Consider the following 11,143-nt stretch of genomic DNA (forward strand, 5'->3'; position numbering starts at 1 on the left):
GCTTGGGAACGCGCACAATCCGGCCGTTCGTTTGACCGTCAAGCGGGAACAATCCGCATCGGGGGAAACCGCCATGAAGATTGCCGTACCGAAGGAACGTCGGCCGGGCGAGACCCGTGTCGCCGCTTCGCCCGAGGTGGTGAAGAAGTTCGCCGCCCTCGGCTTCGAGGTCTCGGTGGAAAAGGGGGCCGGCTTGGCCGCCGCCTTCACCGACGACGATTTCAAGGCCGCCGGGGCAAGCGTCGCCAAGGATGCCAAGTCCTGCCTGAAGGATGCCGACGTGGTGCTGAAGGTCCAGCGCCCCATCGTCGGTGGCGAGGACGACGAGCTGAAGCTCTTCAAGAAGGGCGCCATCCTGGCCGCCAAGCTCGACATCCTGACCAACAAGGACGATGCAGAAGCCTATGCCGATGCCGGCCTGACCGCCTTCGCCATGGAACTGATGCCGCGCATTTCCCGCGCCCAGTCCATGGACATCCTGTCCAGCCAGAGCAACCTGGCCGGCTACAAGGCTGTCCTGGACGCCGCCGGTGAATTCGGCAGCGCCTTTCCCATGATGATGACGGCCGCCGGCACGGTGCCGCCCGCCAAGGTCTTCATCATGGGGGTAGGCGTGGCGGGCCTGCAGGCCATCGCCACCGCCCGGCGCCTAGGCGCCGTGGTGACCGCCACCGACGTGCGTCCGGCCACCAAGGAGCAGGTCAAGAGCCTGGGCGCCAAGTTCCTGGAAGTCGACCCCGAGATGGAAAGAAACGCGGAAACCTCCGGTGGCTACGCCAAGGAGATGCCGCCCGAGTACTTCGAGAAGCAGAAGGCCAAGGTGGCCGAGCACATCAAGTCCCAGGACATCGTCATCACCACCGCCCTGATCCCCGGCCGCCCGGCGCCCGTGCTGGTCACGGAAGACATGGTCAAGACCATGAAGGCCGGATCGGTGATCGTCGACTTGGCGGTGGAAGCCGGCGGCAACTGCCCGCTGTCGCAACTGGGAAAAGTGGTGGTCAAGCACGGCGTCAAGCTGGTCGGCCACGACAACGTGCCCGGCCGGCTGCCCAAGGATGCCAGCGCGCTGTTCGCCAAGAACCTTTTCAATTTCCTGACGCCCCACGCCAGGAAGGAGGGCGGCGCCCTCGACATCAAGTGGGACGACGAAACCATCGGCGGCACGCTGGTGTGCAAGGACGGCAAGGTCGTGCACCCGAAGCTGGCCGGGGAGGGAAAGTAACATGGACGCCGCGACGTTTTCCTCGCATGCCGCCTGGGTCGCCAACGAGGCTGCCCGGCTGGCCGACTACGCCAACAAGCTGGCCCAGGAAGCCGCCCAGGTGACGCTGCCCGCCGCCGCGGCTGGCGGAAGCGAATACTCGTTCCTCGCCCTGTTCACCGTCTTCGTGCTGGCGTGCTTCGTCGGCTTCTACGTGGTCTGGAGTGTCACCCCGGCCCTGCATTCGCCCCTGATGGCGGTCACCAACGCCATTTCGTCGGTGATCATCGTCGGCGGCCTGCTGGCGGCCGGACCGGCCGGCCTGGGCTTTTCCAAGGTCATGGGGCTACTGGCCGTGACCCTGGCCTCGGTCAACATCTTCGGCGGCTTCATCGTCACCCAGCGCATGCTGGCGATGTTCAAGAAAAAGACGAAGAAGTAGGGGGGCGGAACCATGACCGAACAACTCGTCGGCTTCGCGTATCTCGCGGCGTCCGTCCTTTTCATCCTGGCGCTCAAGGGGCTGAGTTCCCCGACTTCGGCCCGCCAGGGTAACCTTTTCGGCATCGCCGGCATGGCGATCGCCGTCGGCACCACGCTGCTGGACCCCAACGTCAAGAGCTTCGGCGCCATCGTGATCGCCATCCTGATCGGCGGCTCGGCCGGCACGGTGATCGCAAGGCGGATCAACATGACCGCCCTGCCCCAACTGGTCGCCGCCTTCCACTCCCTGGTTGGCTTGGCGGCGGTCTTCGTGGCGGCGGCGGCCTTCTACAATCCGGAAGCCTACGGCATCGGCACCCCCGGCGCCATCAAGGCGGGCAGCCTGATCGAGATGGCACTGGGGCTGGCCATCGGCGCCGTGACCTTCTCGGGCTCGGTGATCGCGTTTGCCAAGCTGCAAGGGTTGATGAGCGGAAATCCCATCGTCTTCCCCCACCAGCACAAGCTGAACGCCCTGATCGGGGCGGCTATCCTGGCCCTGGTGGTGGCGTTGATCGCAACCCAATCGGACGCCGCCTTCTGGGCCCTGGCGGCGCTCGCCTTCGCCATCGGCTTCCTGATCATCATCCCCATCGGCGGCGCCGACATGCCGGTGGTGGTTTCGATGCTTAACTCCTACTCGGGCTGGGCGGCGGCCGGCATCGGCTTCACCCTGTCCAATCCGGCGCTGATTATCGTCGGCGCCCTGGTGGGTTCGTCGGGCGCCATCCTCAGCTACATCATGTGCGTCGGCATGAACCGGTCGATCTTCAACGTTCTACTGGGCGGCTTCGGCGGCGAGGGCAAGGGCCCGGCGGCGGCCGGCGGCGGCCCGAAGGGCAATGTCAAGTCGGGCAGTGCCGACGACGCGGCCTTCATCATGAAGAACGCCTCCAAGGTCATCGTGGTGCCCGGCTACGGCATGGCGGTGGCCCAGGCCCAGCACGCGCTGCGCGAGATGGGCGACAAGCTGAAGGAAGCGGGCGTCGAGGTGAAATACGCCATCCATCCGGTGGCCGGCCGCATGCCGGGGCACATGAACGTGCTGCTGGCGGAAGCCAACGTGCCCTACGACGAGGTCTTCGAACTGGAGGAGATCAATCACGAATTCACCACCGCCGACGTGGCCTTCGTCATCGGCGCCAACGACGTGACCAACCCGGCGGCCAAGACCGACCCCAAGAGCCCCATCTACGGCATGCCGATCCTGGAGGTGGAAAAGGCGGGAACGGTGCTGTTCGTCAAGCGGTCCATGGCATCCGGCTATGCCGGCGTGGAGAACGAACTGTTCTTCCGCGACAATACCATGATGCTGTTCGGCGATGCCAAGAAGATGACCGAGGAAATCGTCGCCGCCTTGAATTGAAGGCGTGCGATCAAGGCCGGCGGAATACCCTGCCGGCCTCGTCCACCGAGGTGGTATCGAGGGCGACGAAGATGCGATCGGCCGCCTTCACGGCTTGAGGACCGGGGGTGAAGACGGCAGGGCGGCAAGGCGCGCCGCCTCCAGGGTTTCGATATGCTGGCGCAGGTCGGCGTTTTCCCGCCGCACCTTGGCCGCATCCCAGGCCTTTTCGTGAGCCCGGCGCTTGGCCTTGAAGACCGCGGCCAGCGAAGCCAGCAGCCCCCAGACGAACCCCAGGGCCACGCTGGCCAGAACCACCATGTAAAGCGGCGCGTCGACCAGATAGGGCACCGGATCTAGGTTTAGGGTCACCAAGGCACGGTTGCCCGCCGCCATGGCCACCACCACCACCATCATCGCCAGGGAAAACAACCAGAAGATCAGACGGAACATGCGCTGGGCGGATCAGCCGTTGAGCTTGATCCGCAACTCCTTCCCGGTCTTGAAGTAGGGAATGTATTTCGAATCGACGCTGACCGTCTGGCCAGTCCGCGGGTTGCGGCCGGACCGGGCGCCCCTTTCCTTCACGGAGAAGGCTCCGAACCCTCGCAGCTCCACCCGGTCGCCGCGAGACAAGCTGTCGGCGATTTCATCGAAAATAGTCGTCACGATGCGCTCGACATCTCTTTGGTAGAGATGCGGATTGGCCTCGGCCAATTTCTGAATCAGCTCGGACTTGGTCATGGTGCCTCCCGGGACTGCCGTCCGTCAATGGAGGACAGGGTGCCAGACGGACACCAGCCCGTCAAGCCGCAGTCCCGAGGAACCCCATGATTTTCCAAGCGCTTTATCAAGAAACTCGCGCCACAAGCCGTCCTTGCGTTCGATTTCAACGTCGTGGACGGGGACGGTTTCCTTGATCCCGTGAGCCTCGGACAGCCATGTGCGAGCCTCCGGTTCGCCCCCTAAGCGGTCGACCAAGCCTTCCGCTTTAGCCTGGCGGCCGGTAAAGACCCGTCCATCGGCCAGCCCGAGGGCTGCCTTGCGATCCAGGCCGCGCCGTTCCGCCACCATGTCCACGAACATGCCGTACATGTCGAGCACCACCGCCTTGGCCGCCGCCCTGGCTTCCTCGGTCAGGGGCTCCAGGGGGTTGGGCTGGGCCTTGAGCGGCGCACTCTTGATGCTTTCCGGCTTGACGCCCAGCTTGTCCAGCAGGCTGGTCATGTCCGCATGCTGGAGCAGCACGCCGATGGAACCGGTCACCGTACCTTCGTGGGCCACCAGATGGTCGGCGGCCAGGGCGGTCATGTAGGCGGCCGAGGCCGCGGTCTCCCGCATCACGGCCACCACCGGCTTCTTGGCGGCTACCCGGCGCAGGCCCCGATAGAGGGATTCGCCCCCCACCACCGTTCCGCCCGGGCTGTCGATGCGGACGACCAGGGCCTTGACCCGGTCCGAGCGGGCCAGGTCGTCCAGGGCCTCGTCCCGTTCCGGATCGCTGACGATCACGCCGGAGACGTCCAGACGGGCTACGTAGGGCCTGAGGCCCACGTCGCCGTGGTCCGGCTTGGCCAGGGCCACCGCCCCGCCCACAAGTGCAGCGATGGCGAGTATCCGCCAAAAGATCAGGCGCCGCTTGAGGCGGCGCCTGTCGATCATAAGATCCGCTTCAAGCGTCATGTCGCGGTCTCCTCGCGGGAAGCGCGGGGCGGCCCTTCGCCGGACCGCCCCGCATCGGGGACTTAGTCCTCGTCGCCTTCCTCGTCGTCCTTCTTGCCCTTCTTGGCCTTCCGGGCCTCGGCGGCGGCCTTCCGCTCCATGGCGGCTCCCAGGATATCGCCCAGGCTGGCGCCGGAGTCGGAGGAGCCGTAGTCGGCCATGGCCTTCTTCTCCTCCTGGACCTCGCGGGCCTTGATGGAGAGCTGCATCTTGCGGGTGGCACGGTCGACCTGGGTGACCTTGGCGTCGACCTTTTCGCCGGGGGCGAAGCGGTCGGGACGCTGCTCGCTGCGGTCGCGGCTCAGTTCGGCGCGGCGGATGAAGCCCGGCATGCCGTTGACCGTGACCTCGATGCCGCCTTCCTGAACCGCGGTGACGGTGCAGGTGACGACGTCGTTCTTCTTGACGCCGGACATGGCCTCCTCGAAGGGATCGCTGGCCAGTTGCTTGACGCCCAGCGAGATACGCTCCTTCTCGATGTCGACGTCGAGCACCTTGGCCTTGACCATGTCGCCCTTCTTGTACTCGGCCAGCGCCTGTTCGCCCGGCTTGTCCCAGGACAGGTCGGACAGATGCGCCATGCCGTCGATGTCGCCGGAAAGGCCGATGAACAGGCCGAACTCGGTGATGTTCTTGACCTCGCCCTCGACCTCGGTGCCGGCCGGGAACTTGCGGGCGAACTCGTCCCAGGGGTTGGCGAGGCACTGCTTGAGGCCCAGCGAGATACGGCGCTTCTCGGGATCGGCGTCCAGCACCATGACCTCGACCTGCTGGCTGGTGGAGACGATCTTGCCCGGATGGATGTTCTTCTTGGTCCAGCTCATCTCGGAGACGTGCACCAAGCCCTCGACGCCCGGTTCCAGTTCCACGAAGGCGCCGTAGTCGGTGATGTTGGTGACCCGGCCGGTGAACTTCGTACCCATCGGATACTTGGCCTGCACGCCCTCCCAGGGGTCGGCTTCCAGCTGCTTCATGCCGAGGCTGATGCGTTGGGTTTCGGAGTTGAACCGAATGACCTGCACCTTGACCGACTGGCCGATCTGCAGCGCTTCGGAGGGATGGTTGATGCGCCGCCACGCGATGTCGGTGACGTGCAGCAGGCCGTCCACGCCGCCCAGGTCGACGAAGGCGCCGTAGTCGGTGATGTTCTTGACCACGCCTTCCAGGATCTGACCTTCGCGCAGGTTGGAGATCAGCTCGGAGCGAGCCTCGGCGCGGGTTTCTTCCAGCACGGCGCGGCGCGACACCACGATGTTGTTGCGCGCGCGGTCCATCTTGAGGATCTGGAACGGCTGCGGCACGCCCATCAGGGGCCCGACGTCGCGCACGGGGCGAATGTCCACCTGGCTGCCCGGCAGGAAGGCCACGGCGCCCGACAGGTCGACGATGAAGCCGCCCTTGACGCGGCCGAAGATGACGCCGTTCACGCGCTGGGCGCCGGTGAAGGACTTCTCCAGGTCGGTCCAGGCTTCCTCGCGACGGGCCTTCTCGCGGCTGAGGCCGACGACGCCGTCGCGGTCCTCGTAGCGCTCGACGAAGACGTCGACTTGGTCGCCCGCCTTGATCTCGGTGCCGGGGACGCCGAATTCCTTCAGCGGGATGCGCCCCTCGGACTTGAGGCCCACGTCAACCAGAACCAGGTCGTTGACCACGGTCAGGACGGTGCCTCGGATCACTTGGCCTTCGAAACTGGCCGAGCCCTTGAAGGCCTCTTCCAGCATATCGGCGAAATTCTCATTCGTGCTCATCGCAATCGTTTCCTTTCCAGATCGTCGTATTCCGGCCAGCCGGTTGTCTCCGGCGGTCTTTCGGTGAAGTTGAACGAACGGCGGATGCCTTCGTCAGCGGCCCCGGGAACCAATGAATTCCAGCGCCTTGGCGAAGACCGCCTCGGCGTCCAGGTCGCTGGTGTCGAGAAGGAAGGCGTCCTTCGCCGGCTCCAGGGGAGCGACGCCGCGATTGGAATCGCGGGCGTCCCGCTCCTTCATGTCCTGCAGAACGCGGGCATATATAGCCTCCTCACCGCGGGCCCGCAACTCTTTCAACCGGCGTTCGGCCCGCACCTCGGTTCTGGCGGTGACGAACAGCTTGGCCGGGGCGTCGGGGCAGACCACGGTGCCGATGTCGCGGCCGTCCAGAACCGCGCCCTTCCTGGCGTCGGGCGGGTTGAGGGCGAAGGCGCGCTGGAAGTCGAGCAGCGCCGCCCGCACGCCGGGTATGGCCGCCACCTTGGAGGCGGCCTGGGCGGCCTCGTCCAGGCGCAGGTCGGCGGCCGCCATGTCCTCGGGTGCCAGGGAGCGGGCAGCCGCCTCGGCGGCCGCGACGTCCGACGGATCGCCGCCCGCGCGCACCACCTTCATCCCGGTGGCCCGGTAGATAAGCCCGGTATCCAGAAAGGCGAAATCGAGATGAGCGGCCAAGCGCTTGGCCAGGGTTCCCTTGCCGGCCGCCGCCGGCCCGTCGATGGCGATTATCATGGCCAATAACTTGTCAAGAGCACGTATTGTCCGCGCCCAGTCACGCCGCCGCCTGTCGGCCCGAGAACGGCATCCAACTGCGGGAAGTCGTTACCCTGCCGTCCCATGCATAGAGGACCTTGCACCGCAGGGCCGACAGGGGATGCCTGCTCAGGTGGCGGCCCTCGTGCGTCCCGTCAAGATAGGTCCACGAGCGAACCCATATCTGTCCGCCGTCATCGACCTCCACATGATCGAACTGTCGGGCCTTCAGCCATCCCGACGCCTCTCCCTCGAATTCGAGGACGATGATGGCATCCTTGCGGATATCGTAATCCGGATTGTCCCTATGTCTCAGGAATACGCTACCCGAACGGTCGTCGGGAGCATAATCGGCGGCATCGAACCGTATCCCGAACAACTGGTCGCCGTGATGGATGCCGATCGGCGAGAGCGACTGGCCCGAAATTACGTAGCGCAAAGGCAGGGCCTTCGTGTCCCATGGCCTTCCTTCGATAAGGATATCCACGCCGGGGACTTCCTGGCTGACGTTCTGGGCATTCGCCGACCCGAACATACTTCCGGGGGCGCCCCCGCCTTTGAGGGCGCCGGCGGAAACGGGGGGCAACTCGACCGATCCGATCCGGTTCCTTCTGATCTGGAACCCGACGGCCATCTTCCCAAACACCGCGACGACAAACGCTACGAAAATCCAGAAAGTGAAATCCATCGCGGCACCCTACATCGAATTTCCAGCGTTTCCAAGCCTGACGTCGCCCATTTCCACCATCAGGCGGCCCTGCCTGCCGCTTGACGGTTGGCGTTTTGGTGATCCTGGATACGGCGCGGAGCGCCGTGGCGCCCGCAGGCCCCGTTCCCGCAACCGACCATGATGGAACGCATCAGCCAGACGAGCACGAAGGCCGTGAAGACAAATCGGGGAGCGGAGGCTTCCGCGGTGGCATCCCACCCGTTCTTGATGGTCTCCATCATCCACCCGACAAGGAAGACGTAGATGACCGCCACGGTAATCCCGGCAGCCTGGCGCCTGCCGAAGTCGGATTGGTCGCCTTCCTGTTCGGCATGGCTGGACCGCCCCCATTTGCGCCATGCCCCAAGGATCCGACGGATGACCTCCTCGTAGAACGCGTCGAAGACAACCGCGAGAAAAAGAGTGAAGTGCGCCAGGCGTGCAATGAAATCGCGGGAAAAGCCGACGGGGTTGTTGACGGGTGAGAACAGCCCGGAAATGCCCCGCCAAGCGACGTCGGGAAACACCAGGACGAAAAGCAGCGTGACCCAGATGACGCCACAAAACGCCCGCTCCGTCAGAACCCAGAACTTCTGCACGCGAAATCCCCTCCGGTCATCCACCCAAGGACGACCAATACCGGGTATAGCAATCGAAGGTTACGGTGTAAAGCCGCCTCCCCCCTCCACCACCGCCCCCAGCCCGCGCATCAGGCCGGCGAAGCCGGGGAAGCTGGTGTCGATGGGGCCGGCGTCGTCGATGGCGATGGGTTCGGCCGTCACCTGTCCCAGCACCAGGAAAGCCATGGCGATGCGGTGGTCCAAGTGCACGGCGATGGTCGCCCCGCCCTTCGGCGGGCGGCCGGTGCCGTGCACCGCCAGCCAGTCTTCGCCTTCTTCCACCTTGACGCCGCAGGCGGCCAAGCCGCGGGCGATGGCGGCCAGGCGGTCGCTTTCCTTGACCCGCAGTTCTCCTAGGCCGTGCATGCGCGTCACGCCCTCGGCGCAGGCCGCCGCCATGGCGAGGATGGGATATTCGTCGATCATCGCCGGGGCCAGGTCGGCCGGCTCGCCGGCCTCGACGCGGCGGCTGTCGTGGAGCACGGAAGCGCCCATCAGGTGCAGGGCCTCCAGCAGGCCGGCCCGCAAGGGGTTGAGTCCCACGTTGCGCACCGTGACCCTGGAGCCCGGCACCAGCAGCGCCGCCACCAGGGGAAAGGCCGCCGACGAAATGTCTCCAGGCACCGCCACGTCGCGGGCCAGCAGTTCCGGTTGGCCCACCACAGTGGCGGCACGGGCGCCGTCGGGCAGGTCCTCGACGATCACCTCGGCCCCGAAGTGGCGGAGAATCAGTTCCGTCGGCCGGGGGTGTTGAGGCCGGCCAGCAGCACCGCCGACTTGACCTGGGCCGAGGCGACCGGGGATTCGTATTCGATGGGCACCAGGGCGTCGCTGCCGATCGCCACCAGCGGCAGGCGGCCACCCGAGCGGGCGGAGAAGGACGCCCCCATGCGGCGCAAGGGCGCCATGACCCGTTCCATGGGCCGCGAGCAGAGCGACGCATCGCCGGAAAAGAAGCTGTTGAAGGGATGGGCCGCCACCAACCCCATCAGCAGGCGGACTCCGGTCCCCGAATTGCCGAGGTCGAGCAGGCCGGAAGGTTCGGCCAAGCCGCCGACTCCGCGCCCCACGACCCGCCACTCGCCCTCGCCCAGCCGGTCCACCTGGGCGCCCAGGGCACGGCAGGCGGCGGCGGTACAGAGCACGTCGCCCCCCTCCAGCAGCCCGGAAATCCGGGTCTCGCCCACCGCCGAGGCCCCCACCATCAACGCCCGGTGCGAAATCGACTTATCGCCCGGAACCCGGATGTTTCCGGCCAGGGTTTGGGCGCGGCGGGCGGTCAGCGGAATGGGCATGAAGGGTCTCCTTTTCTTGGCGTTTCTCCCTTTAGCAGCTTTCCCTTTCGGCTCGAACCGCCTTTTTCGTTTTGACAGGCGTGAAGGATCGTGGCAATTGGCTTACGCGCATCCGGAAATTCGGGTCCGGGCGCCTACGAAACATTCGGATCGTTTTGCGGAGGAACACCGGTGGCCAGTCCGGACCTTGGAACCAAGCGTACTTGCCCCAGCTGCGGTGCGCGATTCTATGATCTCAAGAAGAACCCGGCCACCTGCCCCAAGTGCGGTGCCAAGGTGAAGGCCGACACGACGGCGAAGTTCCGTCGTGGCAAGCCGCTGGAGGAAGATGTCAAGCCGAAGCGGGAGGCCGCCGCCCCCAGCGTCGCCCCCGACCTTCTCGCCGCCGAAGGCGCGGAACTGGAGGCCACCGAGGAACTGGCCGATGCCGAGGAGGACGAGGAGCTGATCGAGGACGCTTCCGACCTGGGCGAGGACGACGACGACGTCTCCGAGGTCATGGAGCATCTGGACGAGGACGAATTGGGGGACAAGCCCTGAAAAAAGTTGGCGGACGGTGGCATCTTCCCCCTTGCGTCCGTCCGCTCATCCTCCTATTTTCCCGGTCCCGGCGCCGACCGGGACCCAAGATCGGGGCCGTAGCTCAGTTGGGAGAGCGCTTGAATGGCATTCAAGAGGTCAGGGGTTCGATTCCCCTCGGCTCCACCATCGAAACCCGCCGCCTGAAGCGGCGGGTTTCGTCCTTTCAAGGGCCGCCCCTTCCAGGCGGCTTCGGCGGCCAGGCGGTAACCTTGCTCGTTGCAGTGGGCCCCCTGATGGATGAACAGCCCGCCCGGCTCCGGCCTTCGCCACCTTCACCGCCGATAGCCATCCCTACGGCGAGCACGGTGTCGGCGCGCTCGAACACCAAGGCCACAAGGTCTTCAGGAAGATGGAAGACCACGACCGCCCCCTCTCCATGGGCGCCGACGATCCAAGCGCCCCATCCGCCACCACCCGCGTGCTGACGGTCATGCTGGCGGAGGAGTATTGAGGTTTCAGCTTTTCAGACGCTGGAATTTCCGTGAGACATCTGCTCGCCCATGGATGGAGAACGGGTCCGCCAACAGGCCGTCAATTCCACTCGAAACGCCGAGGAGCCGGAAAACGCCGATCAGGAAAGGACGACGGGCCGCTGGGCGACGCCGAACCAGAATTCGTCGATCATCCGCATGACGGTATTGAAGTCGTCGAAATCGGCGGGCTTGGTGACGAAGCAGTTGGCGTG

At 65.6% G+C, this 11,143-nt stretch carries 11 protein-coding genes, 1 tRNA gene and 2 pseudogenes; 6 read left to right on the plus strand and 8 right to left on the minus strand.

Annotated features, from left to right (window positions below; translation table 11 throughout):
• Positions 1–73: 73 nt before the first annotated feature.
• From H7841_12745 to H7841_12755, 3 genes are read left to right on the plus strand one after another with little or no spacing between them, the layout of a single operon-like run.
• Complete coding sequence (locus H7841_12745; GenBank protein MEO5337743.1) at positions 74–1,225, plus strand: Re/Si-specific NAD(P)(+) transhydrogenase subunit alpha; 1,152 nt, start codon at positions 74–76, stop codon at positions 1,223–1,225.
• Position 1,226: 1 nt separating this feature from the next.
• Positions 1,227–1,646, plus strand: coding sequence for an NAD(P) transhydrogenase subunit alpha (locus tag H7841_12750; protein ID MEO5337744.1), 420 nt, complete (start codon positions 1,227–1,229; stop codon positions 1,644–1,646).
• Positions 1,647–1,658: 12 nt separating this feature from the next.
• Positions 1,659–3,053: an NAD(P)(+) transhydrogenase (Re/Si-specific) subunit beta gene (locus tag H7841_12755; protein ID MEO5337745.1), complete on the plus strand. Its 1,395-nt coding sequence runs from the start codon at positions 1,659–1,661 to the stop codon at positions 3,051–3,053.
• A gap of 87 nt (positions 3,054–3,140) precedes the next feature.
• Here H7841_12755 and H7841_12760 read toward each other — a convergent pair whose 3' ends face one another.
• The 8 genes and pseudogenes from H7841_12760 to aroA form a co-directional block, all read right to left on the minus strand.
• Positions 3,141–3,485 (minus strand): LapA family protein, encoded by a 345-nt coding sequence (locus tag H7841_12760; protein MEO5337746.1) that lies wholly within the window; start codon positions 3,483–3,485, stop codon positions 3,141–3,143.
• Positions 3,486–3,497: 12 nt separating this feature from the next.
• On the minus strand, positions 3,498–3,776 hold the full coding sequence (ihfB, locus tag H7841_12765) for an integration host factor subunit beta (protein ID MEO5337747.1): 279 nt from the start codon (positions 3,774–3,776) through the stop codon (positions 3,498–3,500).
• Positions 3,777–3,800: 24 nt separating this feature from the next.
• The gene (gene sppA / locus H7841_12770) at positions 3,801–4,715 is read right to left on the minus strand and encodes a signal peptide peptidase SppA (GenBank protein MEO5337748.1); all 915 of its coding nucleotides are present in this window, start codon (positions 4,713–4,715) and stop codon (positions 3,801–3,803) included.
• Between the two features lie 62 nt (positions 4,716–4,777).
• A complete protein-coding gene (rpsA, locus tag H7841_12775; protein MEO5337749.1) occupies positions 4,778–6,502 on the minus strand; it encodes a 30S ribosomal protein S1 in 1,725 nt (574 codons plus the stop codon).
• Positions 6,503–6,595: 93 nt separating this feature from the next.
• The gene (gene cmk / locus H7841_12780) at positions 6,596–7,231 is read right to left on the minus strand and encodes a (d)CMP kinase (GenBank protein MEO5337750.1); all 636 of its coding nucleotides are present in this window, start codon (positions 7,229–7,231) and stop codon (positions 6,596–6,598) included.
• 40 nt (positions 7,232–7,271) lie between these two features.
• Positions 7,272–7,739: a hypothetical protein gene (locus H7841_12785; protein MEO5337751.1), complete on the minus strand. Its 468-nt coding sequence runs from the start codon at positions 7,737–7,739 to the stop codon at positions 7,272–7,274.
• A gap of 260 nt (positions 7,740–7,999) precedes the next feature.
• Complete coding sequence (locus H7841_12790) at positions 8,000–8,560, minus strand: hypothetical protein (protein MEO5337752.1); 561 nt, start codon at positions 8,558–8,560, stop codon at positions 8,000–8,002.
• A gap of 60 nt (positions 8,561–8,620) precedes the next feature.
• Positions 8,621–9,876, minus strand: a pseudogene (aroA, locus tag H7841_12795) (3-phosphoshikimate 1-carboxyvinyltransferase).
• Between the two features lie 171 nt (positions 9,877–10,047).
• Between aroA and H7841_12800 the strand changes: the two are divergent.
• From H7841_12800 to H7841_12810, 3 genes and pseudogenes are all read left to right on the plus strand, one after another.
• On the plus strand, positions 10,048–10,416 hold the full coding sequence (locus H7841_12800; protein MEO5337753.1) for a TIGR02300 family protein: 369 nt from the start codon (positions 10,048–10,050) through the stop codon (positions 10,414–10,416).
• Positions 10,417–10,508: 92 nt separating this feature from the next.
• Positions 10,509–10,584, plus strand: a tRNA-Ala gene (locus H7841_12805).
• A gap of 193 nt (positions 10,585–10,777) precedes the next feature.
• A pseudogene (locus H7841_12810) lies at positions 10,778–10,909 on the plus strand (DUF3768 domain-containing protein).
• Positions 10,910–11,143: the final 234 nt, after the last annotated feature.

The organism is Magnetospirillum sp. WYHS-4, from assembly GCA_039908345.1.
In the GTDB taxonomy this organism is placed as follows: domain Bacteria; phylum Pseudomonadota; class Alphaproteobacteria; order Rhodospirillales; family GLO-3; genus JAMOBD01.